General features: G+C 59.2%; 19 protein-coding genes and 1 pseudogene. 3 read left to right on the top strand and 17 right to left on the bottom strand.

What is annotated here, in order from left to right; translation table 11 throughout:
- On the bottom strand, window positions 1–1,101 hold a 1,101-nt coding region (locus L9Z73_RS06640), incomplete at its 3' end, for an NADH:flavin oxidoreductase/NADH oxidase family protein (RefSeq protein ID WP_247397703.1).
- A 70-nt stretch (window positions 1,102–1,171) separates the two neighbouring features.
- Between L9Z73_RS06640 and L9Z73_RS06645 the strand changes: the two genes are divergently transcribed.
- Complete coding sequence (locus tag L9Z73_RS06645; RefSeq protein ID WP_247397705.1) at window positions 1,172–1,576, top strand: MerR family transcriptional regulator; 405 nt, start codon at window positions 1,172–1,174, stop codon at window positions 1,574–1,576.
- Window positions 1,577–2,004: 428 nt separating this feature from the next.
- Here the strand turns inward: L9Z73_RS06645 and L9Z73_RS06650 are convergent, their stop codons facing one another.
- From L9Z73_RS06650 to L9Z73_RS06675, 6 genes are all read right to left on the bottom strand, one after another.
- Complete coding sequence (locus L9Z73_RS06650; RefSeq protein WP_247397707.1) at window positions 2,005–4,341, bottom strand: T6SS phospholipase effector Tle1-like catalytic domain-containing protein; 2,337 nt, start codon at window positions 4,339–4,341, stop codon at window positions 2,005–2,007.
- The gene (locus L9Z73_RS06655) at window positions 4,329–4,844 is read right to left on the bottom strand and encodes a DUF3304 domain-containing protein (RefSeq protein ID WP_247397709.1); all 516 of its coding nucleotides are present in this window, start codon (window positions 4,842–4,844) and stop codon (window positions 4,329–4,331) included. Before L9Z73_RS06655 ends, L9Z73_RS06650 begins: the two co-directional genes overlap by 13 nt.
- Before the next feature lie 65 nt (window positions 4,845–4,909).
- Window positions 4,910–5,677 (bottom strand): DUF4123 domain-containing protein, encoded by a 768-nt coding sequence (locus L9Z73_RS06660; protein WP_247397711.1) that lies wholly within the window; start codon window positions 5,675–5,677, stop codon window positions 4,910–4,912.
- Between the two features lie 464 nt (window positions 5,678–6,141).
- Window positions 6,142–6,861, bottom strand: a complete 720-nt coding sequence (locus L9Z73_RS06665; protein WP_247397713.1) for an IS110 family transposase — start codon at window positions 6,859–6,861, stop codon at window positions 6,142–6,144.
- A gap of 111 nt (window positions 6,862–6,972) precedes the next feature.
- Window positions 6,973–7,467 (bottom strand): DUF934 domain-containing protein, encoded by a 495-nt coding sequence (locus L9Z73_RS06670; RefSeq protein WP_247397716.1) that lies wholly within the window; start codon window positions 7,465–7,467, stop codon window positions 6,973–6,975.
- Window positions 7,451–9,109 carry a nitrite/sulfite reductase gene (locus L9Z73_RS06675; RefSeq protein ID WP_247397718.1) on the bottom strand — a complete coding sequence of 553 codons (1,659 nt, stop codon included), beginning with the start codon at window positions 9,107–9,109 and terminating at the stop codon, window positions 7,451–7,453. The genes L9Z73_RS06670 and L9Z73_RS06675 overlap by 17 nt, the downstream gene beginning before the upstream one ends.
- 422 nt (window positions 9,110–9,531) lie before the next feature.
- Between L9Z73_RS06675 and L9Z73_RS06680 the strand changes: the two genes are divergently transcribed.
- Window positions 9,532–10,599: an ABC transporter substrate-binding protein gene (locus tag L9Z73_RS06680; RefSeq protein WP_247397722.1), complete on the top strand. Its 1,068-nt coding sequence runs from the start codon at window positions 9,532–9,534 to the stop codon at window positions 10,597–10,599.
- On the opposite strand, the gene L9Z73_RS06685 is transcribed toward L9Z73_RS06680, so the two are convergent.
- Window positions 10,596–10,814 carry a DUF2970 domain-containing protein gene (locus L9Z73_RS06685; protein WP_247397725.1) on the bottom strand — a complete coding sequence of 73 codons (219 nt, stop codon included), beginning with the start codon at window positions 10,812–10,814 and terminating at the stop codon, window positions 10,596–10,598. The genes L9Z73_RS06680 and L9Z73_RS06685 overlap by 4 nt on opposite strands.
- 51 nt (window positions 10,815–10,865) lie before the next feature.
- Window positions 10,866–14,576 carry a methionine synthase gene (gene metH, locus L9Z73_RS06690; RefSeq protein ID WP_247397727.1) on the bottom strand — a complete coding sequence of 1,237 codons (3,711 nt, stop codon included), beginning with the start codon at window positions 14,574–14,576 and terminating at the stop codon, window positions 10,866–10,868.
- A 214-nt stretch (window positions 14,577–14,790) separates the two neighbouring features.
- Between metH and L9Z73_RS06695 the strand changes: the two are divergent.
- Window positions 14,791–15,666 (top strand): annotated as a pseudogene (locus L9Z73_RS06695) (AGE family epimerase/isomerase); the annotation flags it as partial.
- A gap of 125 nt (window positions 15,667–15,791) precedes the next feature.
- On the opposite strand, the gene L9Z73_RS06700 reads toward L9Z73_RS06695, so the two are convergent.
- From L9Z73_RS06700 to L9Z73_RS06735, 8 genes are all read right to left on the bottom strand, one after another.
- Window positions 15,792–16,556 (bottom strand): SDR family oxidoreductase, encoded by a 765-nt coding sequence (locus L9Z73_RS06700; protein ID WP_247397732.1) that lies wholly within the window; start codon window positions 16,554–16,556, stop codon window positions 15,792–15,794.
- 788 nt (window positions 16,557–17,344) lie between these two features.
- Complete coding sequence (locus L9Z73_RS06705; RefSeq protein WP_247397733.1) at window positions 17,345–18,061, bottom strand: ABC transporter ATP-binding protein; 717 nt, start codon at window positions 18,059–18,061, stop codon at window positions 17,345–17,347.
- Window positions 18,058–18,933 carry an ABC transporter ATP-binding protein gene (locus L9Z73_RS06710; protein WP_247397735.1) on the bottom strand — a complete coding sequence of 292 codons (876 nt, stop codon included), beginning with the start codon at window positions 18,931–18,933 and terminating at the stop codon, window positions 18,058–18,060. Before L9Z73_RS06710 ends, L9Z73_RS06705 begins: the two co-directional genes overlap by 4 nt.
- Window positions 18,930–20,207, bottom strand: a complete 1,278-nt coding sequence (livM, locus tag L9Z73_RS06715; RefSeq protein WP_247397736.1) for a high-affinity branched-chain amino acid ABC transporter permease LivM — start codon at window positions 20,205–20,207, stop codon at window positions 18,930–18,932. The genes L9Z73_RS06710 and livM overlap by 4 nt, the downstream gene beginning before the upstream one ends.
- 2 nt (window positions 20,208–20,209) lie before the next feature.
- Window positions 20,210–21,124, bottom strand: coding sequence for an ABC transporter permease subunit (locus L9Z73_RS06720; RefSeq protein ID WP_003236186.1), 915 nt, complete (start codon window positions 21,122–21,124; stop codon window positions 20,210–20,212).
- 201 nt (window positions 21,125–21,325) lie between these two features.
- A complete protein-coding gene (locus L9Z73_RS06725) occupies window positions 21,326–22,462 on the bottom strand; it encodes a branched-chain amino acid ABC transporter substrate-binding protein (RefSeq protein ID WP_247397737.1) in 1,137 nt (378 codons plus the stop codon).
- 386 nt (window positions 22,463–22,848) lie between these two features.
- Window positions 22,849–24,132 carry an L-pipecolate oxidase gene (gene amaA, locus L9Z73_RS06730; RefSeq protein ID WP_247397738.1) on the bottom strand — a complete coding sequence of 428 codons (1,284 nt, stop codon included), beginning with the start codon at window positions 24,130–24,132 and terminating at the stop codon, window positions 22,849–22,851.
- Window positions 24,133–24,305: 173 nt separating this feature from the next.
- Window positions 24,306–25,073, bottom strand: a 768-nt coding sequence (locus L9Z73_RS06735) for an aldehyde dehydrogenase family protein (RefSeq protein WP_247397739.1), incomplete at its 5' end; no start/stop codon positions are given.

The following is a 25,073-nucleotide window of genomic DNA, read 5'->3' on the forward strand; positions in this document are numbered from 1 at the left end:
CTGGTCACGCACCACGGCCAGGGTGGCGAGGGCGGCGAGAGGCTTGCGCTGCCAACTGATCGGTTTCAGTTGCGGGTTGAGGTCGCGCCCTTCGCGCCAGTGTTTGATCAGTTGCGGTTCCAGGGTCAGGGCGGTGGCAATGCCGGCCATGGCGATGCCGCTGTCGAGGACTTGCTGCACCACCGGCAGGCGACGAATGCCACCGGTCACCATCACGGGCATTTTGGCGATGGTCGCCAGTTCGCGGGCCATTTCCAGGAAATACGCTTCGCGGGCCAGGGTCCGCCCGTCCCGGGCTTCGCCTTGCATGGCCGGTGCTTCGTAGCTACCGCCGGACAGCTCCAGCAGGTCGATGGGTAGCGGATTCAACAACTCGACCACGGCGCGCGCATCGTCTGCGTCGAAGCCGCCGCGCTGGAAGTCTGCCGAGTTGAGTTTCACCCCCACGCAAAATGAGGGGCTGACACTGGCGCGAACGGCCTTGATCACTTCAAGCAGCAAGCGCGCGCGGTTTTGCAGAGCGCCGCCCCAGTGATCGGTGCGCCGGTTGCTCAGGGGCGAGAGAAATTGGCTTAGCAAGTAGCCATGCGCGCCGTGGATCTGCACGCCGCTAAACCCCGCTTTCTCGGCCAGGCGCGCGCTGGTGGCAAAGCGTGTGATCACGTTCTGGATCTGGTCTTCGGACATAGCCTTGGGCTTGGCGAACATTTTCGAAAAACCACCCAGGTCGAGGGCTACGGCGGAGGGCGCCAAGGCTTGCTGGCGCAGGTTGGCCGGCGTCTGGCGCCCCGGATGATTGAGCTGCACCCAGAAGTGCCCGCCCTTGTTTCGCCCGATGGCCGCCCATTCGCGAAAGCTGTCGAGCTGCTGCTCGTCTTCAAGGGCCACGCCGCCGGGGCCGGTCATCGCGCGGCGGTCGACCATCACGTTGCCCGTTAGCAGCAAGCCAGGCTCGCCATCCGCCCAGGCTTGGTATAGCTGCTTCAATTCACGGGACGGCGCTTGTTGGGCGTCCGCCATGTTTTCCTCCATCGCGGCCTTGGCGATACGGTTGGCAAGGACTTGGCCGTTGGGCAGTTGCAGGGGGTCGAAAGGTGACATGGTTGACTCCTGAGCGGGTGAGGCCTCAGGCTAAGATTAAAGTTAACTTTAATGTCAAGCAGGCGTGACGATGAATATTGGCGAACTGGCAAAACAGAGCGGGCTGGCGGCGTCGCGTATTCGCTTTTATGAAGCCGAAGGGTTGATCAGCCAGGTGGGGAGGCAGGCCAACGGCTATCGGCGTTATGCACCCGAAGCGCTGCAAACCCTGCAACTGATCCAGAGCGCGCAACAGGCCGGGTTTACCTTGCAGGAACTCAAGGCATTGATGCCGACCCCAGGGGAGCACAAGCGCGAGGAACTGATTGAGGCGTTGGAGCGTAAGGTGCGGCAGATCGAAGGGATGCAGGCGCAACTGGCGCACAGCAAGGCGCAGCTGCTGGGCGTGATCGAGGCGGTGCGGGCGCAGCCGGAAGGTGTGCCGTGTTCCATGGGGCAGAAACAGGTGCTGGCGTCGATCAAAATCAATGTATAAAAACCAGACGCCGGATAGATTTAGGCAAGCCAACTAACCATCACTGATAAGCATTGCAAAAAAGGGGGTGACCATAGATTTTCGACTTTTGCGTCGGGTCGCATCATGAGGTGCTGGCTCCGGAAAGGAATCGGGAGCACAGCATCGAAGATCAGGTGACGGCTTTGAATGTGGGGTTTATGGAGCGCTTACAGACCAATAGCGTCTGTCGTTTGATCAATCAGCATCTGGTGGAACACCCTCAACGGCTCTGGCCAATGTTGGTACGGGCGGAAGGCTGGCTGTGTAGCCGAGAACAGTTGCGGGCGGAATGGGGTGGGAAGCGAGAAGGTGCAGGTCGATTATCAAAACCGTCAGTTGAAGTTGGAACTGAGGTTTGTAGGGTAATCGACCAGAATGATTTATTTTTTTTCGCGTCTTAAACGACACTATCCGTGTTCGAACAAGCTGCCCGTCTTGCGCAACATGGCTGTGGTTCGTTCCATGCGTCGGGCAAAGTCATCCAGTTCAATCTGATGCTTCTGCTCCGACGCGATCTGACCCACATGGCTGCTTGGTTGCAGGAGTTGTTCCGCGCCAGGCAAGAACGGTACCACTAGGCCAGTGGCCTTATCGATCACCTGGTAGCCGATGGTCGCCGCCCCAATGCCCGCCGCCAGTCCGCCAACACCACCTAATACACCACGGCGCTTGATGCCATACACCGTAGCCCCGGCAATCATCGCCACGCCCAATATGCGACCGGCCACTACGACTGGGGACAGATCACGGCTATTGTCATTGCCGAAATAGGTCATGCGGTAAAAGAAATAACCGGCCCACAACTCCCTCGATTTCAACTTGTCGTGCATGAACCAGGCCCGCGAGTCGTGTATCTGGTCATCGAACAACGCCACCAGTAGGGCCATCTCAGGGTCTGCACTGGACGTGCCTTGAGCATCACGGAACAGTTGCTTACTGCGCAGATCACCTGCCGTCTTGAGGGCGTCATGGTCCTTGGACTCGTCATTCTCGTTAAGTAAATAGATCGCATCGCGTAACACCACGTCGGTCACCGTGCCTTGCCAACTGGATTGCTCACGCTTCTGGCCGGTGTAGTCAGACTTGAATTCCTCGGCAGCTTGGCTGAGTTGGGTCTGATCAATCTGCGGCTCATAGATCCGTGGGCCGGGATACTGAGGGTTATCCCGCCGCATTTTCACGGCATCAGCCTCGTCTTTTTTATACTGTTCGCGTTCAGTAGTTTCCTGATAGGGCGTCGCCTCTTTGGCTTGGGTGAAAAAAGGCTGGCGCTTATAGCTGTCGTTACAACCTTGAGGATCATTGACGTAACGACCAATACGCCAACCGGTGATCCAGCCCAGTTGGTCGGCCAGGGTGTCTTCTACGGTGGTGTTCAAACGCAGCGGCTTATAGGCCGAGTCCTCGACGGATTCGTCAGCCGCAATACCTGGTAGGGTTTTGAGGCGCCAGGCGTTGAAGCGATCCACTACATGGGGGCTCATATCGAACTCCTCTCTTGTATCTCGCCCCAACTTTCGCCACAACTTCTCCGAGCTATTATTAAACGTGTCCGGCAGTACCTCTTCTGGCACTTGCAGAGGGGCACCCGCTGCAAAAGCAACGGCATACAAGTCGTGCAAGACAATCTGCGACACCAACTCATGAGTACCTTTACGAGCTTTGCCCTGGTCATTTTTCGGGTAGCCGCCGCCCACATCCGAGTGCACACCGGGGTACACCACTTCGTAGGTATTGGCCGGATACTGGCCGTTTTCGTTACGAATCGAATCCAACGGAAAGCATGAGCGTTGCTCGAAGCCCGCGACAAAATGCCGGCAACACTTGACCAGTTCCGGGAACCGCTGCGCATCCGGTAGCAACTGGGTGTTATCGGCCCAGTCCATATGCCCAGCAAAGAATGGGGCTACATGGGCAATACCCACCGAGGCCACCGTGTCCAGCACGCCAAGAAACTCAACGCTGACAGGCAAGCCCAACAGTTCCTGTTTTGGCAGTTCGTCCCCTTCTGGGGTGTCGAACAACTGACTCAACCAGGTAACAAAAGTGCGAGCCTCTGCCGCTCCCCGAGAGAAACCGTACACGTACAGTTTGACCGCCAGCACTTTAGGTTGGGTCTTGTCCTTGCGAGCTTGTAAAGGGGTCAGCAGCTCTTTCATGATTCGGCGTCGATTGCCTTCACCCAGGGCACTCATCAGCGGTGCCTTCCAGGTGCTCATGGCCTCGACCTTGGTCTTGGCGACAATGTCATCAATTCCGTTTTTATTGTTCAGAGCATAAGATAACGCGCTGGCCACCTGTACCAAGGCCCAGTTGATCCGGTCTTCCCCCCCAGTGGCATATTGCAGCCCGCTATCGCTGTAATCCAGTTCGCCAACTTCGGGGAATGGCGTGCCGACACCGGGCATGTAATACGAAAAATAACCCTGCCCCATCGCGTCTTTGCCTCTTAGAGAGGCATGAAAAAGCTTGGCTATATTAGTGGGATGACCATCCTGGGTGTCGCTCTTTTCGTTATTGTTGGTTCCATCGAAAAACAGACTGATATGCAGGCTATGACAACAGGTAAAACGCTGCGTGCGACGCCCTTGATCGTCACGGTTTTGTTGAAACCGATTTTGCTCAGCAATTTGCTTATTGTAGTTATCTGTCACATCCGAAGTTTTCGTCGGAAAACGCCCCGCAGCAGGAAAAACTGGCGGCCCCCAAGCTTTGTCTTTTGAATTATTGTTCACTTCGGACATACAGCTGGCTCCTTCATTTGCGAGGGTTCTTTAATCGGATAATGCTCTGAGTTAAATGCCCAACATGAGCTCGTAACCTTGATCTGGTTACAAACCAAAAAGTGTACCTTCAAGCCACATCGTTCCGTTCCAGGCCACTCTGGAATATCCACGGTGGTGTTGTGGCGCTGATAGTTGGCTTTATGTTTAACCATAAAAGCTCTGAACTCGTCTGTTCCTAAAGGCGGTGTGGGCCCAAATGGCTCGGGATCGACCTCCCATTCAATCTGGGCCTTTAAGCCAGGACGCCATTTGACGGGCATGATGATGCAACACGAGCTTCCACCACCACCGTCCGCTCGGTAACCATCGACCGACATCCAGTTAATACCGTGCATGGTATGGTTGATGGCTTGCAGGTTTCCCCCAGCCATTTCATTGTTCGCTGAAGAACACCCAGATAACGCGAATCCCAACAAGTAAAACGAGACTTTTTGTATTGTTTTTTTTATTGTCGATTGCATTGCTAGTAACTTCCTTGCTGATTACCTTGATCGCGTAAATCATTCAAGCCACTTGTGCAAAGTGGCTATCCAGGCAACTTGGTTCCGCTTAAGTTGTGTTTCACATACTCGGTCAAATCGCCGAAATAATTTTCCTGGCCCGCTTGCACAATAAGTGAGTGAATCAACGCGAAACGCCGCTCTCGGCTCTCATCCAGGAAATCAAAGTTTTTGCCATTTAACAGTTGCTGTGCATCGCTGATACAACCAAGCAGGTCAAATTGTTGATCGTTAATTTCCACGAAGGGAGTGACTTGGATATTGCTCTGATGTGTAAGCCTCGTGCCTTGTAACCACTGCGGCTGGTTATCCCGATCAAGCCAGCCCCAATAAGCAACGGCTTGCAGAAACTCGGCGCGCTGCTGATCGGTGAGGATCGAGGACATCAGCAGGGGAAAGATGCGTGAGTCGTAATACCGTAACAAACCGGTTTGTCCACCCCAAGCCAATTGCGAAAACCCTTGCAGGGTTTTACTCAAAACTTCGAAGGGCAATGACGAGATCACCACCATTAGGCGACCATCGGTGGCATGCTCCACCAACTGGTTCAGCCAGGCCTTATGTTGCCACTGCGTCAAGTCTAGACGCATCAACAGAGGGGCCTGATCCAACAGGTTTTGCTCTGGCGTGCCGGTGAACAACGAGAACCAGGGGACTTCTGGCGTTAGCATCTCCAAGGCAGGCACAGCACGGTGGCCCCATCCTGCTTGGTCGAGCAGTAGGTCAATCTGGCTTATGCCAATGTGGGCGCAAACATGTTCGATCTGTTCTTGCCATTGATTGGGCATCGTCATATCCATATTCCCTCGATTAATTATCGCGGATCAGTCCAGTCGAGGTTCTCGCGTCGGCGGGCAGACGCTCAAACGATGCGCCAAAGGCTGCACACATAAAGATCGAGAGTAAATAGGACATTTCCCAAAGATGGGAGCCTAGTCATGCAAAATATTTCATGGCGATCACACTGGAAACTACTCCCTGACGCAATTGCCACAAAGCAGCACTGATGTACTTAGCGTGTCAGAAAGTCGATGAATGCGAGTCGCATATTTTTCAAGCGCGAACCGTTACAAGTAGGCAGAATTTTGGCGGTTCATAACCACCAGTGCGGTGGTTCACTATCACTGGAATAAGTGGCTCACAACCACTGGAATACACAGTCAGTATCTTCGCCAGGCCGGCGTGCCGTTCACATCATCTGTTGTTCAGCTATCGCAAAACCTGAAGGGTGAATCGTGGTACTGCAACAACCGCAGGATCAGGCGCTCAAGGCGTCTGGCCCTGCTTCATATTGCGTATGGTGAGCGGCTATCGCCCAAGCGATACGCGCCAGTTTGTTAGCCAAGGCACAGGCCACGATATTCGAATGTCGTCGATCCGCCAGTTCTTTATCCAGCGCTTTGATTTGCTCATCCAGGTAGACGAAGTGATCGTGTAGGCGTTGTAACAATACCGTCAGACGAACGGGTAATTCATGCTCGGCCAAGACGCTCGCCAAACGCTTCATGATGGCCGATCCTTTGGGCTGGTTGATGCCAAGCTCCAGCAGGAAACCGGGCATCTGATTAGCCGTTTTGGTTCGGTCATGCACCAATGATTCGCGCATCCGATGCAGCACAGACAGGGTTTGCTGAGATTCGGTTTTAGGCGTAACGAAGCGTATGGATGGACGAGAATCGGCTTCGCAAATCGCCTTAACGTCGACAAAGTCGTTTTTGTTGTCCTTGACGAAGGGGCGAACAAACTGCGGAGAGACCAGCTTGGCCGTATGCCCCATCGCCATCAGTTGGCGAGCGACAAAATGCGACCCTGCGCAGGCCTCCATCACCACGACACAGCTCGGCACATTGCCGAAAAACCGCATCATCTGCGCCCGTGAGCATTTTTTGCGAAAGACCTCGCGGCCCGACTTATCCTGGCCGTGCAGGTGGAAAGTATGTTTGCCGAGATCGATACCGATCAGCGCTGACTCGCTCATGATGATGGCCTCCGAAAACAAAACACCCTGTGAAAGCGTAGCCCTCACAGGGTGTTGGGGGTGACCATCTCATTAGCCCTGGCATGCCAGGGCTTTTCACTGCGTTAACGCTTAACGTCGACGGAACAGCGGCAGCGGTTCGTCCGTTGCAGCCTGGTACGTCACGGAGAAGTCCTTGAGGCTCTCCAGCGCTTCATACGGGTCTTTGTCGGCGCGCAAGGCGAAGGCATCGAACCCGCAGCGGTGCAGGTAGAACAGCTGGTCGCGCAGCACGTCGCCAATCGCGCGCAATTCGCCCTTGTAACCATAGCGGTCACGCAGCAGGCGCGCGTTGGAGTAGTTGCGCCCGTCGGTGAAGGCCGGGAAGTTCAGGGCGATGACCTGGAAGTGAGCCACGTCGTCACCGATCTCTTCGGCTTCTTCATCGGCGTCCAACCACACACCCAGGCCGCCGTCGCGGGCCTTGAGCGCATGGCCGTGCTCGCGCCACAGGGCCAACGGCACGATCAGGTCGTCGCAGTTGGAGATGCCGTCGAAGGTCGCGTCCTTGGGCAGCAGGTGCCAGGTTTCGTCGACGACTTCGTTGTTCTTAATGATTCGCTGCATAGACGCGCTCCTTGAACAGGTCAATGCCGATGCGCTGGTAGGTGTCGATGAAACGCTCATCTTCGGTGCGCTGCTCGATGTACACATCGATCAGTTTGCCGATCACCTCGGGCATGGCTTCCTGGGCGAAGGATGGGCCGAGAATCTTGCCCAGGCTCGCATCGCGGCTGGCGCTGCCACCCAGGGACACTTGGTAGAATTCTTCGCCTTTCTTGTCCACGCCCAGGATGCCGATGTGGCCGACGTGGTGGTGACCACAGGCGTTCATGCAGCCGGAAATATTCAGGTCCAGCTCGCCGATGTCGAACAGGTAGTCCAGGTCGTCAAAACGGCGCTGGATCGATTCGGCAATCGGGATCGACTTGGCGTTGGCCAGGGAGCAGAAGTCGCCGCCCGGGCAGCAGATGATGTCGGTCAGCAGGCCGATGTTCGGCGTGGCGAAACCACCTTCGCGCAGTTCGCCCCACAGGGTGAACAGTTGGCTCTGCTCAACGTCCGCGAGAATGATGTTCTGCTCGTGGGAGGTGCGCAGTTGACCGAAGCTGTAGCGCTCGGCCAGGTCGGCCACGGCGTCCAGCTGCTTGTCGGTGATATCGCCAGGGGCGACACCGGTAGGCTTGAGCGACAGGGTCACGGCGATATAGCCCGGCTTTTTGTGCGCCAGGGTGTTGCGTGTACGCCAGCGGGCGAAGCCTGCGTGCTGCTGGTCGAGCGCGGCGAGTTCGGCGTCCTGATTGCTCAGGGCCTTGTACTCGGGGTCGACGAAGTGCTTGGCCACACGGTGGACTTCGGCTTCGGTCAGGGTGGTCTGGCCGCCGCGCAGATGTTCCATCTCGGCGTCGACTTTCTGGGCGAACACCTCAGGGGTCAGCGCTTTGACCAGAATCTTGATCCGGGCCTTGTACTTGTTGTCGCGACGGCCGTAGCGGTTGTAGACCCGCAGGATCGCGTCGAGGTAGCTCAGCAGGTCCTGCCACGGCAGGAACTCGTTGATAAACGCGCCGACTACCGGGGTACGACCCAGGCCGCCACCCACCAGTACACGGAAGCCCAGCTCGCCAGCGGCGTTGTGGACCGGCTCCAGGCCTATGTCATGCACTTCGATAGCCGCACGGTCCGACGTCGAGCCATTGATGGCGATCTTGAACTTGCGCGGCAGGTAAGCGAATTCGGGGTGGAACGTGGTCCATTGGCGGACGATTTCACACCAGGGGCGCGGGTCGATCAGCTCGTCGGCGGCAACCCCGGCGAACTGGTCAGTGGTCACGTTGCGCAGGCAGTTACCGCTGGTCTGAATGGCGTGCATCTGCACGGTGGCCAGTTCAGCCAGGATGTCCGGCACATCTTCCAGCGCCGGCCAGTTGAACTGTACGTTCTGGCGGGTACTGATGTGGGCGTAGCCCTTGTCGAAGTCACGGGCAATCTTGGCCATCATGCGCGTCTGGCGCGACGTCAGTTGGCCATAAGGCACGGCCACCCGCAGCATCGGCGCAAAGCGCTGCACATAAAGGCCATTTTGCAGGCGCAGAGGGCGGAACTCTTCTTCGCTCAGTTCACCTGCTAGGTAGCGTCGGGTCTGATCACGGAACTGCTTGACGCGGTCCTCGATGATGCGCTGATCGTATTCGTCGTATACGTACATATAGGTCCTGTTCTCGGCAAATCTGCGCGCACGGCCGCGCACTCCCAACGGAGCCGGGGCACGATACCAGTTTGCGTTTATGCGCAAAAGTGATGTTTGAGTATATGCAAAGAACCAAATCGACTAATGGGTACGATTTTTAGCATACCCACATTTGTCATGCGGGCAATCATCGACTTTACTGTGGGCGAGTCTTAATGCAATCACCTATAAAACTGACAAGAGGCGATGCGATGAGCAATTCGACAAAAGCCCGTAAACCCGACAGTACTGTGGACGCCTGGGCCATTCTATTCCTGATCATTCTCGTGGTAGGGACTGCGGTGTTCTGGGTCGGCCACCAATAAAGAGCGTTGACTGAGCCTCGAATGACTGTCTGATTGCCAGTATCATGGCGGCCAATGTTCAAGGCTTAAATAATAATGTTGAAGGTTTTGTTTACATGCGTGTGGTTGCTGGGGCCGGCGTTTTGCGGAGTGGTCCAGGCGGCGTCGGTGGTGTTTCTCAACCCGGGCATGTCAACGGAAACCTTTTGGGTCAGCTATACGCAATTCATGCAGGCCGCAGCCAAGGACCTCGGCCTGGATTTGCGTGTGCGCTATGGCGAGCGCGATCCCCGCAACACGCTGGAACAGGCCCGAGAGGTGCTGCAAAGCAGCGAGCGGCCCGATTACCTGGTACTGGTGAATGAGCAGTATGTTGCACCGCAGATTCTGCGCATGGCCCAGGGCAGTGGGGTCAAATTGCTGATGGTGAACAATGCGCTGACCGCCGACCAAGTGCGATTGTTCGGGGCCCACGATGGCATCAATTTGATTGGCAGTCTGGTAGCCGACGACGAACAGGCTGGCTACCTGATGCTCAAGGACATGTTGCGCCAGCGCGGTCGAGTTGCACCCGGCGAATCCCTCGACCTGTTGGCATTTTCCGGCATCAAGACCACCCCCGTTGCCCTCTTGCGAGAACAAGGCATGCACCGAGCGCTGGCCGAACATCCCGAGGTGCGCCTGCGTCAGTTGGTCTATGGCGAGTGGAGCCGCGAGCGCGCCTTCGAGCAAGCGACGCAGTTGTTCAAGCGCTATCCGCAGACGGCACTGGTGTGGTCGGCCAACGATCAGATGGCGCTGGGTGCTATGCAGGCGTTCCAGGACAGCGGGCGGTTGCCCGGCAAGGACGCGCTGTTCAGTGCGGTCAACAGCTCGCCGGAGATCTTGCGCGAGCGTCTAAGCGGCCGGTTGTCGTCCTTGGTCGCCGGGCATTTCACCGTGGGTGGGTGGGCCATGGTACTGATCCATGATGATGCCAAGGGCGTGGACATTGGCGCCCATGGCGGGCGCGACCGCCGTGAGGCGCTATTCCAGCTGATCGATGCCGCTCAGGCGCGGCGATTGTTGGGGCCCACACCGACGGTGAATTTTCGTGCACTGTCCGCCGTGGGCAAGCCCGCGTCCTATCGCTATCCCTTCAGCATGCAACTGCTGATGCGCTAAACCCCGGCCAGCAGCAACACCAGCTTGACGATGCCGAACAGGGTCAAGGCAAACACCGCCGTGAACAGAATGCCCAGAACCACAAAGTGGCTGGGCTTGCCATGGGTGAAGTCGCGGGCGCGGTTCTTGCCGCTCTGTACGCCAAAGGCGGCGGCGACGACGCTGTGTAGCATCTGCCACAGGGTAGGCGGCTTGTTGTTGGCTGGATCGTCCATACGTGCCTCGACACAAGGTGTGTGAGGCAAGCATAGACAATCTGCGCGCGCTTAGTTGTCGTAACCCAGGTTCGGTGCCAACCAGCGCTCGGTCACGGCCAGATCCTGGCCTTTACGCGCGGTGTAGCTCGCCACCTGGTCTTTGTCGACCTTGCCCACGGCGAAGTATTGCGCCTGCGGGTGGGCGAAGTACCAACCGCTGACCGCTGCCGCCGGGAACATTGCGTAGTGTTCGGTGAGGAACACGCCGCTGCGACCGGCCTGCATCTCGCGGGCCTCAGGGTCCAGCAGTTGGAACAAGGTGCCTTTCTCGGTGTGGTCGGGGCACGCCGGGTAGCCGGGGGCAGGGCGGATGCCGCTGTACTGCTCTTTGATCAGCGCCTCGTTATCCAGTTGCTCGTCCTTGGCATAACCCCAATAGTTTTTGCGCACCTGCTGGTGCAACCATTCGGCGCAGGCTTCGGCCAGGCGGTCGGCCAGGGCCTTGACCATGATCGAGTTGTAGTCGTCGCCCGCGTCCTGGTAAGCCTTGGCCACTTCCTCGGCGCCGATGCCGGCGGTGGTGATAAAACCACCCACGTAGTCGGTGATGCCGCTGTCTTTAGGCGCGACAAAATCGGCCAGGGAGAAGTTCGGCTTGCCGTCGGTCTTGATGATCTGCTGGCGCAGGTGGTGCAAGGTTGCCAGGGGCTTGCCGTCTTCGCCGTAGACTTCCAGGTCGTCGTCCTTCACCTGGTTGGCCGGCCAGAAGCCAAACACCGCGCGAGCGCTGATCAGCTTCTCGTCGATCAGCTTGGCGAGCATTTCCTGGGCATCGGCATACAGCGCCGTGGCGGCTTCACCCACCACTTCATCGGTGAGGATGCGCGGGAACTTGCCGGCCAGGTCCCAGGAGATGAAGAACGGGGTCCAGTCGATGTATTCGGCCAGCACCTTGAGGTCGATGTTGTCCAGCACCTTGGCGCCGGTAAAGGTCGGCGTGACCGGCGTGTAAGTGCTCCAGTCGAATTGCGGCTTCTTGGCGATCGCTGCCGGGTAGCTCAGGCGTTCGGTGCGCGCGCTGCGGTTCGAGGTGCGCTCGCGGACTTCGATGTATTCCAGGCGGGTTTTCTCGACGAAACCGGCCTTCAACTCCTTGGACAGCAGTTGCGTGGCCACGCCCACCGCGCGCGAGGCGTCGGTCACATAGATCACGGCATCGTTGCTGTACTTGGGCTCGATCTTCACCGCCGTGTGCGCCTTGGAGGTGGTGGCGCCGCCGATCATCAGCGGCAGGTGGAAGTCCTGGCGCTGCATTTCGCGGGCGACGTGGACCATCTCGTCCAGGGACGGCGTGATCAGGCCGGACAGCCCGATGATGTCGCACTTCTGTTCCTTGGCCACCTGCAGGATCTTCTCCGCCGGCACCATCACGCCCAGATCGACGATGTCATAGCCGTTGCACCCCAGCACCACGCCGACGATGTTCTTGCCGATGTCATGCACGTCGCCCTTCACTGTGGCCATGAGGATCTTGCCCTTGGCTTCCGGCTTGTCGCCTTTCTCCAGCTCGATGAACGGGATCAAGTGGGCCACGGCCTGTTTCATGACGCGTGCAGACTTGACCACCTGGGGCAGGAACATTTTGCCGGCGCCAAACAGGTCGCCGACGATGTTCATGCCGGACATCAGCGGGCCTTCGATCACTTCGATCGGGCGCGCGAACGACTGCCGGGATTCTTCGGTGTCTTCAACAATGTGCGTGGTGATGCCTTTGACCAGCGCGTGTTCCAGGCGCTTGTTGACTGGCCAGCCGCGCCATTCCTCGGTTTCGGCTTCTTTGACGCTGCCGTCGCCCTTGTACTTGTCGGCGATGGCGAGCAGGGCGTCGGTACCTTCCGGGGTGCGGTTGAGCACCACGTCTTCCACTGCATCGCGCAGTTCGGTCGGGATCTGGTCGTAGATCTCCAACTGGCCGGCGTTGACGATGCCCATGGTCAGGCCGTTGCGGATCGCATACAGCAGGAACACCGAGTGGATCGCCTCGCGCACCGGGTTGTTGCCGCGGAACGAGAACGACACGTTGGACACGCCACCCGACGTCAGTGCATACGGCAGCTCGTCGCGGATATAGGCGCAGGCGTTGATGAAGTCGACCGCGTAGTTGTTGTGCTCTTCGATACCGGTGGCGACCGCGAAGATGTTCGGGTCGAAGATGATGTCTTCCGGCGGGAAGCCGACTTCATTGACCAGGATGTCGTAGGAGCGTTTGCAGATCTCTTTCTTGCGCGTTTCGGTGTCGGCCTGGCCGGCTTCGTCGAAGGCCATCACCACCACGGCAGCACCGTAGCGTTTGCACAGCTTGGCGTGATGAATGAACTGCTCGACGCCTTCCTTCATGCTGATGGAGTTGACGATGCCCTTGCCCTGGATGCACTTGAGGCCGGCCTCGATCACTTCCCACTTGGAGGAGTCGATCATGATCGGCACGCGGGAGATGTCCGGCTCGCCGGCAATCAGATTGAGGAAGGTCACCATGGCCTTCTTCGAATCGAGCATGCCTTCGTCCATGTTGATGTCGATCACCTGGGCGCCGGCTTCCACCTGCTGCAGGGCGACTTCAAGGGCTTCGGTGTAATTGTCTTCGCGGATCAGCCGGGCGAAACGCGCGGAGCCGGTGATGTTGGTACGTTCGCCGACGTTGACGAACAGCGACTGGCGATCGATGGTGAACGGCTCCAGGCCCGACAAGCGGCAGGCCTTGGGGATGTCCGGGATCTGGCGCGGCGCGTAACCGGCCACGGCGTTAGCGATGGCTTCGATATGCCCCGGCGTGGTGCCGCAGCAGCCGCCGACAATGTTCAGGAAACCGCTCTGGGCGAATTCCTCGATGACTTTGGCGGTTTGCGCCGGCAATTCGTCGTACTCGCCGAATTCGTTGGGCAGGCCGGCGTTGGGGTGCGCGGACACATAAGTGTTGGCTTTGTTCGACAGCTCTTCGAGGTACGGACGCAACTCGCTGGCGCCCAGGGCGCAGTTGAGGCCCACGGAAATCGGCTTGGCGTGGCTGACCGAGTTCCAGAACGCTTCGGTGGTCTGGCCCGACAGGGTACGGCCGGAGGCATCGGTGATGGTGCCGGAGATCATGATCGGCAGTTCGAAACCCAGTTCTTCGAACACGCCCTGCACGGCAAAGATCGCTGCCTTGGCGTTGAGGGTGTCGAAAATGGTTTCGATGAGAATCATGTCCGCACCGCCTTCGATCAGGCCCTTGGTGGCCTCGGTGTAGTTCTCCACCAGTTCATCGAAGGTCACGTTGCGGTAGCCGGGGTTGTTCACATCCGGCGACAGCGAGCAGGTACGGCTGGTCGGGCCGAGCACGCCGGCGACGAAACGCGGTTTGTCCGGGGTCTCCAGAGTCTTGGCGTCGGCCACCTTACGCGCGACCCGCGCGCCCTCTACGTTCAGCTCGTAGGCGAGCGACTCCATGCCGTAATCGGCCTGGGACACTTGGGTGGCATTGAACGTGTTGGTTTCGAGGATGTCGGCGCCGGCATCCAGGTACGCCTTCTCGATGGAGGCGATGACGTCCGGGCGGCTGAGCAGCAACAGGTCGTTGTTGCCCTTGACGTCGCTCGGCCAGTCGGCAAAACGTTTGCCACGGTAGTCCTGTTCTTCCAGTTTATAGCTCTGGATCATCGTGCCCATGCCGCCGTCGAGGATCAGGATGCGTTCCTTGAGGGCTTGGTGGAGGGCTTGCAGACGAGCGCTACGATCGGACATGGGACTACTCTGGTCAGGCATTACGGAGGGCGTGGATCATAGCAAACCTGTGTGGATTTGGAGCATGTGCAGGTTTTGCATGAATATCGTTCATGTTGGTGTGGGGGTTGGGCCGGTAGAATCCGCGGGGTTTTATATTTTGGCTTTGTATTGGGACCAGGCTCATGCCGTATCGCATCATCATCAGCTTCGCTCTGTTGCTGATTGGCAGCACCGCACAGGCCCAAGATTCCGCTCGCTGCAACGGCATTTCCACGACGCCGAGCACGGCGGCTGGTTCTACAGCATCGACCCCGCCGGCCAGCCGCTGGACAAGCGCAAGGATCTCTACACCCACGCCTTCATCATCTTCGCCTGCGCCCATTACTGGGCCAAAGTGCGCGAACCGCTGGTGGAGTCGGTGCTGAATGCGGCGCTGGAAGTGGTCGCCCAACGCTTCGCCAGCGGCGATGGCCTGTACGAGGCGGTGCTGGAGCGTAACTGGTCGTCGCTCAAGTCCGGCCCATTGCAAAACCCGTTGATGCACCTGGCTGAAGGCTTCCTCGCCACCCTGGCGGTGCGTGCAGACGCCGAGGTGCAAAGCGCATTACTGGCCTTGGCGACGGCCATGCAGCAGCGTTTCATCGAGCCCCAGCATGGCGTGATGATGGAAAAACCGCTGGGTGCTGTGGATAACTGGTTTGAGCCGGGGCACCAGTTCGAATGGTTCTTCTTGCTCGAGTCTTCAGACGTGCTGCGCGGCACACCGCTGCATGCTTCGCTGACGCGGGCTTTTGCCTATGCCGAGCAAAAGGGTGTGGATAACCAGACCGGCGCGGTCAGCGGCATGCTCGCCCTGGACGGCAGCGTGCGCGACGGCACCCAACGCATCTGGGCCCAGGCGGAATACCTGCGCGCATTGACCTTGCGCGCGGGCAGCGAAGCCGTGCTGCAGCGCCAGTTGCTCGCGTTGCAGCAGCGCTTCCTGCATGCCAAGGGCTGGCATGAATGCCTGGATGCCCAGGGCAGCGTGAGCCGACGGGATATGCCGTCGACCACGCCGTATCATCTGGCGACTTGTTATCAGGGGTTGGTCAAGGTTCTCGGTTGACCTTCTGGGCCTCATCGGGGGCAAGCCCCTTCCCACACTGGATTGGGTTCACAGATTTTGATGTGTGAACCCATTCAAATGTGGGAGGGGGCTTGCCCCCGATGCAGGCGACTCGGTCTAACCCCTTACTTGGCCCCACGCTCAATCGCAAACCCGGCCCAGGTCTGGCTCACCGGCATCAGCTCCAGGCGGTTGATGTTGACGTGCGCCGGGGTGTTCAGCACCCAGAAGATGGTGTCGGCGATGTCCTGCGGCTGGATCGGCTCGGCGCCAGCGTAGGTGGCGTCGTAGCGCGCCTGGTCGCCGCCGAAGCGCACCAGGGAGAATTCGCTTTCGCACAGGCCCGGCTCGATGTTGGTCACACGCACGCCGGTGCCTTGCAGGTCGCAGCGCAGGTTCAGCGAGAATTGCTTCACGAACGCTTTGGAGCCGCCATACACGTGGCTGCCCGGGTAGGGGTAGCTGCCGGCGATGGAGCCCAGGTTGATGATCCCCGCACCGCGGCCATGAGCGATCAGGCGTGGCAGCAGGAGGCTGGTGGTGGTCAGCAGGCCCTTGATGTTGGTATCGACCATGGTTTCCCAGTCGTCGAGGCTGCACTTGGGCGCGGGGTCGGTGCCCACGGCCAGGCCGGCGTTGTTGATCAGCCCACGCAGCGTAGCGAACGATGGCGGCAGGTTGGCAATCGCCGCTTCCATGCCTTGGCGGTCACGCACGTCCACCACCAGGCCGTGTACTTCGGTCTGCTTGGAAAGCTCTTCGACCAGCGCGTTCAAACGCTCGGCACGACGACCGGTGAGCACCAGTTTCCAGCCGGCTTCGGCAAACCGACGGGCGCAGGCTTCACCGAAACCTGAGGTTGCGCCAGTAATAAACAGCGTGTTGGACATGGTGTTCTCCTTGCGGGCATCGGGGAAAAAATCAGCCAGCAGAATGCCCTTACGCCGTCGTCGCGGCAACCGCTATACACATCACGCCATGCACGCCTGATCAGTTTTTGATCAGTTCACGCAAAGCCTTACGCGGCGTGGCTTGCAGCCATATGCGCGCAGGTTATCCACAACTGCGCCCACAGTCTTTGGGGGCAAGTGCAAAAAGCCCAAAGCCGCTGTGTACAAGGCTCTCAGCCAGTTTTATAAAGTTTTTTGCTTGACCTGGACAAGACCGTATGTAGGCCCATGCCCGGCAGGAAAATCCGAACGATGGCTCCAGGCCAGTCATTCCGGCCTCTGCGGGAGTCTTTCCAGAGTTTAGTCACAGACTTATCCACAGGCTGGACGGACATATTCCGGTCATATACCTGTGTCTTTAAACAGGTTGACAAACCCCTCGGCAGGTCGTGAAAAAGTCGCTGATCAAAAAACAACCTCAGCGCTGCAGGCCCCGTAATCAAAGGCTTTCAGCCAGCTACTCCCACGTTACCCACAGCCGGTTCCACAGCGGATGGGGACAAGTCAAAACTGTGACAAAACAGCGATTTGCGGCGGCTATATGTCGCGCTTTGGGAGGTGGCCAAATTTGTTTTCCACAATTTGGCGAGGTGCCTGTAGACAACACAAAAAACAAATGTGGGAGGGGGCTTGCCCCGATGGCGGTGGGTCAGTATCAGGTGTTCTGACTGATACACCGCCATCGGGGGCAAGCCCCCTCCCACAAGGTTTATGCGTCGTTGTCTAGGTCAGTGACCACCGAGGTAGGCGTTGCGCACTTCCTCATTCACCAGCAGCTCCTTACCGGTGCCTGTCAGGCGAATCTCGCCGTTGACCATCACATACGCCCGGTCTGACAGACGCAGCGCGTGGTTGGCGTTCTGCTCCACCAGGAAGATGGTCATCCCGGTGGCCGCCAGCTCGCGCAGGGTCGCGAAGATCTGCTTCACCACAATCGGCGCCAGGCCCAGGCTCGGTTCGTCCAGCAGCAGCAACTTGGGCCGGCTCATCAGTGCGCGGGCGATGGCGAGCATTTGCTGTTCGCCACCGGACATGGTCATCGCCCTTTGGTTACGCCGCTCCTTGAGCCGTGGGAACAGCTCGAACATGCGCTGCATGTCTTCCTGAGCGAACTTGTCGCCGATGGGGATGGTGCCCATCAGCAGGTTTTCCTCGACGGTCATGTCGGGGAACACCCGCCGACCTTCCGGCGACTGCGCGATGCCGTTGGACGCGATGTAGTGGGACGACTTTTGGGTGATGTCGACGCCGTTGTAAATGATCTGCCCGGACTCCGCCCGTGGCTGGCCGAAGATCGACATCAGCAGCGTGGATTTACCCGCGCCGTTGGAGCCGATCAGGCTGACGGTTTCGCCTTCGTTGATGTGCAGCGAGACTTTCTTCAGGGCCTGGATCGGCCCGTAGAACACGTCCAGGTCCTTCATTTCGAGGATAGGCCCGTTCATACAAGCTCCTCCTCATCGGCGCCGAGGTAGGCGGCAATCACTTTCGGGTCGTTGCGGATCGCGTCCGGCCCGCCCTCGGCAATCACGTTGCCGTGGTCGAGGACCACGATGTGGTCGGAAATACTCATCACCATGCCCATGTCGTGTTCGATCAGCACCACCGTGAGGTCGTGTTCGTCGCGCAGCAGGCGAATCATCGCGCTGAGGGCTTCGGTTTCCTGGGGGTTGAGGCCCGCTGCCGGTTCGTCGAGGCAGATGATCTGCGGCCGCGTACACATGGCGCGGGCGATTTCCAGGCGGCGCTGTTGGCCGTAGGAGAGCTCGCCGGCCAGGCGATTGGCGCAGTCCACCAGGTCGACCACTTCCAGCCAGTAGAACGCGTGGTCGAGCGCGTCGCTTTCGGCCTTGCGGTAGCCCTTGGTATTGAGGATGCCCGCGAGCATGTTGCGGTTGACCCACATGTGCTGGGCGACCAGCAGGTTTTCCAGCACCGACATTTCCTTGAACAGGCGAATGTTCTGGAAGGTCCGCGCCAGGCCGGCGCGGTTCACCAGGTGGGTGCCGCCGAACATCTTGTAGTACACACGGCTGAAGAAACTTTTCGGCGAAACGAAATCGACGGCCTCGAAGCGTTCGCCGAGCAGTTGGATCACGTTGGTCTTCTGACCGCGCACGTTGAGTTCGATCTTGCCGCCACTGGCTTTGTAGAAGCCGGTGAGGCAGTTGAACACCGTGGTCTTGCCGGCGCCGTTAGGGCCGATCAGGGCGAAGATCGAGTTGCGTTCGACCTTGAGGCTCACGTCGCTCAAGGCCTTGATGCCACCGAAGTGCATCATCAGATGTTCCACGGACAGGACGACTTCCTTGCTCATGGCGCCACTCCTTTACGTGGGGTCACACCGGTGCGGCTGATCCGGATCAGGCCGCGCGGTCGCCAGATCATCATCACCACCATCAACACGCCAAACAGCAGCACGCGGTACTCGGAGAAGCTGCGCAGCAGTTCCGGCGCCACGGTCAAGACGAACGCCGCGATCACCACGCCGACCGTCGAGCCCATGCCGCCCAGTACCACGATGGCCAGGATCAGCGCCGATTCGAAGAAGGTGAACGACGACGGGTTGACGAAGCCTTGGTAGCTGGCAAAGAACACCCCGGCCAGACCGGCGGTGGACGCACCAATGGTGAAGGCCGATAGCTTGACAAGCACGTGGTTCAGGCCCATGGAGCGACAGGCAATTTCATCTTCGCGCAAGGCTTCCCAGGCGCGGCCGACCGGCATGCGGGTCAGGCGATGCTTGATGTACAGCACGGCCAGCACCACCAGGAACAGCACGATGTAGATGAACATGAACTTGATGTTGGGGTTGTAATCGAGGCCGAAAAACTCATGGAACGGAATCCCGCCATCCTTCGCTTTACGCCCGAACTCCAGGCCGAGGAAGGTCGGCGATGGCACCGGCATACCGTTTGGCCCGCCGGTGAACGACAGCCAGTTGTTCAGCACCAGGCGGATGATTTCGCCAAAACCCAGGGTCACGATTGCCAGGTAGTCGCCGTGCATGCGCAACACCGGGAAGCCGAGTATGCACCCCGCCAGCGCCGCCGCGATGGCCGCCAGCGGCAGCACCGTCCAGAAACCCAGGCCGAGGTATTGATACCCCAGCGCGAGGCCGTAGGCACCGATCGCGTAGAACGCCACGTAACCCAGGTCGAGCAAGCCGGCCAGGCCGACCACGATGTTCAGGCCCAAGCCGAGCAACACGTAGATCAGCCCGAGGATCACCACGGTGAGCAGGTACTTGTTGGCGAAGATCGGGAACACGATGGCGATCACGATCAGCGCCGGGATGATCCAGCGCAGCCGCGACTTATAGTCCGGCGCCAGCACATGCACGCCGGAACCGCTGCTCTCGAAGCCCTGCAGAATCTTCACGCCCTTGGGCGTTTGCAGGAACAGGCTGAGGGCGAAGCGACCGGCCATCACGATGGCGACCAGGATCGCCACGCGCGCAGGTTGCAGGTTGAAGCTGTAGCCGTCGAGCACCACGCCGACGATCGGACCGAACACGATCAACGCAATCAGCCCGGCGAGGACCGTATCGACCACACTTTTTTTGATATCAATCGATTTGGCAGCAGACATGTTTACACCTTCGCCACGAGTGGGCGACCAAGCAGGCCCTGGGGACGGAAAATCAGAATCACCACCAGCAGGGAGAAACTGAACACATCTTTGTAGTCAGAGTTGATCAACCCCGAGAACAGCGACTCCGAAATACCGAGGATGATCCCGCCCAGCATGGCCCCAGGCAGGGAACCGATGCCGCCGAGTACCGCTGCGGTGAAGGCCTTGATGCCGATGATGAAGCCGGCGTAGAAGTCGAACGTGCCGTAGTTGAGGGTGATCAACACGCCAGCCAGGGCCGCCATGGCGGCACCGATGACAAACACGTAGGAGATCACGCGGTCGGTGTTGATGCCGAGGATCGAAGCCATCTTGCGGTCTTGCTGGGTAGCGCGGCACATGCGGCCGAGCTTGGTGTACTTGATGATGTAGGTCAGCAAGGCCATGCCGGCGAAGGCCGCGACCAGGATGAAGACCTTGGTGTACGTCAACTGGACGAACCCGCTGCCGATATCGACGCGCCAGGCGCCAGCCAGCAGGGTCGGGATGCCTTGTTGCTTGGCACCCTGGGCGATCTGCGCGTAGTTCTGCAGGATCAGGGAGATACCGATGGCGCTGATCAGCGGTGCCAGTCGGGTGGAGTTACGCAGCGGTTTGTAGGCAACCCGTTCGATGACCCAACCGTAAACGCCGGTGACGACCACGGTGAAGATCAGGGTGCCGAGAATGAGCAGCGGGAAGGATTCGATGCCGAAGTAAGCCAGCAGTGCCAGACTGATCGCCGCGAGGTAAGCGGAAATCATATAAACCTCGCCATGGGCGAAGTTGATCATGCCAATGATGCCATAGACCATTGTGTAGCCGATGGCGATCAGGCCATAGACCGACCCGAGGGTCAGGCCGTTGACCAGTTGCTGCAGGAAAATACCATCCATAACGCAATCTCACGCGGTGAGAACCTGCACACCGCTAGGTGTGCGGTCCTTCTGGAGGAAAAGACAGATCTCAATAACAACACTGTCCCAATGTGAGAGGGGGCATGCCCCCGATTGCGGAGGGTCAGCTATACATCGGGTGGCTGATACACCGTCATCGGGGGCAAGCCCCCTCCCACATTAGGTCTGTGGCACTCAGCCTTACTTCTGCTTTTCCAACTGGCGGTATTTGCCGTCTTTGTCCCACTGGTAAACCACGTAGTCGGAGATTTTCAGGTCGCCCTTGGCATCCCAGGTTTTTTCACCCATCACGGTTTTTACCGGGTGAGCCTTGAGCCACTTGGCGGCTTCTTCACCCTTGTTGGACTTGGCACCGTTGAAGCCGGCGGCCAGGGCCTGGACCGACGCGTAGGCATACAGGGTGTAGCCTTCTGGCTCGGTGCCATTTTTGCGGAACTCTTCAACCACCGCCTTGCTGTCCGGCAGCAGGCGCGGGTCGGCGCCGAAGGTCATGTACACGCCGTCGACATACTGCGCACCACCGGCGGTCGCCACCAGTTCGTCGGTCACGATGCCGTCGTCGGACATGAATTTCACGTCCTTGAGGCCCGCTTCACGAATCTGGCGAACCAGAGGACCGGCTTCCGGGTGCAGGCCGCCGAAGTACACGACGTCGGCGCCCAGGGAGCGGATTTTGGTGACCAGGGCGCTGAAGTCTTTCTCGCCACGGGTCAGGCCTTCTTCCAGCACCGGTTTCACGCCGCGCTTGGTCAACTGGGCAGCGGTGGCGTCGGCCAGGCCTTTGCCGTAGGTGTCCTTGTCGTTGATGACCGCGACTTTCTTGCCCTTGAGCACGTCGACGATGTAGTCGCCGGCCACGATGCCTTGCTGGTCGTCACGCCCACACATACGGAACATGGCGCCCAGGCCGCGTTCGGTGACCTGTGGGTTGGTGGAGCCCGGGGTGATTGCGATGATGCCGGCTTCGTCGTAGACCTCGGACGCCGGGATGGTGTTGGACGAGCAGAAGTGCCCGACCACGCCGATCACTTTGTCCTGGTCCGCCAGGCGGTTGGCCACAGCCACAGCCTGCTTGGGTTCACAGGCATCGTCGCCGGCAACCAGCTTGATCTGCTCGCCGTTGATGCCGCCGGCCTTGTTGATGGCATCGGCTGCCGCCTGGGCGCCCTTCATGTACTGCTCACCGAAAGCGGCGTTGGCGCCCGTCATCGGCCCCGCCACGCCAATCTTCACATCAGCTTGAACAAACGTAGAAACACCCAGCGCCGCTGCAACGGCGAGGGCCAGAAAACCTTTCTTGTAAAACGTCTGGGACATGAGTGGTGCTCCGAGGTTTTTGTTTATTGGCACTACGTATTCACTGCAAACCTTCAACTAAAACTTTCAGTGAAAGCCCAGAGCAAGCCGCGTGCCATTACGTTTTTATTCTTCAAAAAGACACGGTGTCATTGTTATTGCAGGCGTTTCGGCTCCGCTCGCCAGTACGTGCAACCCTCTAACTTCAATAGGTGCAACCCATGGATCAAAAAAGTACAACCTCCATGGGTCGCACCTGCAACCAGACCGCTAAACGACACTTCCTACAGCTGTAACCATTCACGTAACGGAACTGCACATTTACAGTGCGTGATTGCTACAACTTGCACCAATACAGATTAGTCGTCGGCGAAGAACATGCCGGCTTCTGAAGGCTATTTCGCTGATCAGATCACGATCCGCAAGCATTGGCCGGCGTGATACAGCGAAAATCCGGCTTCATACAGGCAACTGCGCAGGCCCACCCCGGCCAGCGGTTGCATCGGCGCAAACGGAATCGGCAACGCCTGGGGATTCTGGTGACACAAGTAGTCGGCAAAGGCCTTGCCGACCACGCTGCCGGTGGTCACGCCGCGGCCGTTGTAGCCGGTCACGGCCACCAAGCCAGGCGCGGGTTCGAACAAGCGCATCAGATGGTCCGGCGTGAACGCGATGCAGCCGGTCCAGGTGCATTCCCACTGCACCGATTTGAGGTACGGAAAGTAGTGCTGCTGCACCCGATCGGCCCACGCCTTGAGGAACCACGCCGGTTTCTGGTTGCCGTTGCCCAGGCTGCCGAGCAACAGGCGGCCATCGGCATCGCGGCGGATGCTGCTGAGCACCTGGCGCGTGTCCCATGACCCTTGGCCGCCGGGGAGGATTTGTTTGGCCGCGTCGTCGGTCAGCGGCGCGGAGGCGACCTGGTAGTAATAGCCAGGGAAGAAATTGCGCCGCAGCTCGGTCCATTCGCCTTCGGTGTAGGCATTGGAGGCGATCACCACTTGTGCAGCCTGCACCGCACCGTTCGCGGTCTGCACCGACCAATTCGCACCTTGGCGTTCCAGCCGCGTGACCGGGGAATGGTCGAAAAGCTGCCCGCCCAACCCCACGGCCGCGTTGGCCAGGCCACTGGTGTAGGCCATTGGGTTCAAGGTGCCGGCACGTCTATCCAGCAATGCGGCGGCGATTTTTTTAGTTCCGGTGGCTTGCTCGCAGGCCGTGCCGGTGAGCAATTCAACCGGCGCGCCACGGCGCTGCCATTGTTCTTCACGACTGCGCAAATCCGCCTCGCCCCGGGCGTTGTGCGCCATGTGCAAAGTGCCCTCGCGGCGCAATTGGCAATCGATGTTGTATTTGTCGACCAGGCTGAACACCAGCGACGGCGCCGCGCCCAGCATGCGGTTGAGCTGGCGGCCCACCGCCTCGCCGAAACCGGCTTCGATCTCGTCCGGGGGAATCCACAGCCCGGCGTTGACCAGCCCGACATTGCGCCCCGACCCGCCATGGCCGGTGCGATGGGCTTCGAGCACGGCGACAGTTTTACCCTGTTCCAGCAAGTGAATGGCCGCCGACAAACCGGTAATCCCGGCGCCGATCACGCACACATCCACCTTCACTTCACCCTTGAGCGCGGCGCGATCCGGCCGGCCAGGGGTGAGTTGTTCCCACAAACACGTTTCGCGCAGTGCCATTGCCAGACTCCGATGAGACCTAACAAACATCTATTCCGAACTGCAAATGAGGTCGCATGTGGGAGGGGGCTTGCTCCTGATGGCAGTGGATCAGCTTTACATCTGTTGACTGACACACCGCCATCGGGGGCAAGCCCCCTCCCACATGTTGACCTCACTTCGACTCAAGAAAATCAGTCGAAGGTAATGCCCTGGGCCAGCGGCAGTTCCAGCGAGTAGTTCACGGTGTTGGTCTGGCGACGCATATACCCGCGCCACGCATCCGAACCCGACTCACGCCCGCCGCCCGTTTCTTTCTCACCGCCAAACGCGCCGCCGATTTCCGCGCCGCTCGGGCCGATATTGACGTTGGCAATGCCGCAGTCGCTGCCCACCGCCGACATGAACTGCTCGGCTTCGCGCACATCGGTGGTGAAGATGCACGACGACAGGCCTTGCGGCACGGCGTTGTTCAGGCGCAGGGCTTCGGCGAAGTCGCTGTAGCCAACCACGTACAGGATCGGCGCGAAGGTTTCAGTGCAGACCACGTCGCTTTGCTCCGGCATTTCCACAATCGCCGGCGACACGTAGTAGGCATTCGGGAATTTGTCTTCCAACTGGCGCTTGCCGCCGAACACCTTGCCGCCTTCGCTCAGGGCTTGCTCCAGGGCGTCCTGCATGCTGTCGAAGCCGTGCTTGTCGATCAGCGGGCCGATCAGGTTGCCTTCCAGCGGGTGGCCGATGCGCACCTTGGAATAGGCGGCCTTGAGGCGGGTGACGATTTCTTCCTTGACCGACTCATGCGCGATCAACCGACGCAGCGTGGTGCAGCGCTGCCCGGCGGTGCCGACGGCGCTGAACAGGATGGCGCGGGCCTTGTCGATGTCGGTCAGGTCGTCGGCGGTCAGCTCAGGGTTGTACTTGAGGATCGAGTCGAATACCGACAGCCGCACGAACGGCTC

This window comes from Pseudomonas emilianonis (assembly GCF_023072625.1).
Lineage (GTDB): Bacteria > Pseudomonadota > Gammaproteobacteria > Pseudomonadales > Pseudomonadaceae > Aquipseudomonas > Aquipseudomonas paraveronii.

Bases quoted from the DNA above. Each gene is read 5' to 3' on its own strand.
- L9Z73_RS06650 (WP_247397707.1), bottom strand. From the start codon at position 4,341: ATGTCCGAAGTGAACAATAATTCAAAAGACAAAGCTTGGGGGCCGCCA.
- livM (WP_247397736.1), bottom strand. From the start codon at position 20,207: ATGTCTGCTGCCAAATCGATTGATATCAAAAAAAGTGTGGTCGATACG.
- L9Z73_RS06725 (WP_247397737.1), bottom strand. From the start codon at position 22,462: ATGTCCCAGACGTTTTACAAGAAAGGTTTTCTGGCCCTCGCCGTTGCA.
- L9Z73_RS06675 (WP_247397718.1), bottom strand. From the start codon at position 9,109: ATGTACGTATACGACGAATACGATCAGCGCATCATCGAGGACCGCGTC.
- L9Z73_RS06720 (WP_003236186.1), bottom strand. From the start codon at position 21,124: ATGGATGGTATTTTCCTGCAGCAACTGGTCAACGGCCTGACCCTCGGG.
- L9Z73_RS06710 (WP_247397735.1), bottom strand. From the start codon at position 18,933: ATGAGCAAGGAAGTCGTCCTGTCCGTGGAACATCTGATGATGCACTTC.
- L9Z73_RS06700 (WP_247397732.1), bottom strand. From the start codon at position 16,556: ATGTCCAACACGCTGTTTATTACTGGCGCAACCTCAGGTTTCGGTGAA.
- L9Z73_RS06645 (WP_247397705.1), top strand. From the start codon at position 1,172: ATGAATATTGGCGAACTGGCAAAACAGAGCGGGCTGGCGGCGTCGCGT.
- L9Z73_RS06655 (WP_247397709.1), bottom strand. From the start codon at position 4,844: ATGCAATCGACAATAAAAAAAACAATACAAAAAGTCTCGTTTTACTTG.
- L9Z73_RS06670 (WP_247397716.1), bottom strand. From the start codon at position 7,467: ATGCAGCGAATCATTAAGAACAACGAAGTCGTCGACGAAACCTGGCAC.
- L9Z73_RS06680 (WP_247397722.1), top strand. From the start codon at position 9,532: ATGTTGAAGGTTTTGTTTACATGCGTGTGGTTGCTGGGGCCGGCGTTT.
- amaA (WP_247397738.1), bottom strand. From the start codon at position 24,132: ATGGCACTGCGCGAAACGTGTTTGTGGGAACAACTCACCCCTGGCCGG.
- metH (WP_247397727.1), bottom strand. From the start codon at position 14,576: ATGTCCGATCGTAGCGCTCGTCTGCAAGCCCTCCACCAAGCCCTCAAG.
- L9Z73_RS06705 (WP_247397733.1), bottom strand. From the start codon at position 18,061: ATGAACGGGCCTATCCTCGAAATGAAGGACCTGGACGTGTTCTACGGG.
- L9Z73_RS06665 (WP_247397713.1), bottom strand. From the start codon at position 6,861: ATGAGCGAGTCAGCGCTGATCGGTATCGATCTCGGCAAACATACTTTC.
- L9Z73_RS06660 (WP_247397711.1), bottom strand. From the start codon at position 5,677: ATGACGATGCCCAATCAATGGCAAGAACAGATCGAACATGTTTGCGCC.
- L9Z73_RS06685 (WP_247397725.1), bottom strand. From the start codon at position 10,814: ATGGACGATCCAGCCAACAACAAGCCGCCTACCCTGTGGCAGATGCTA.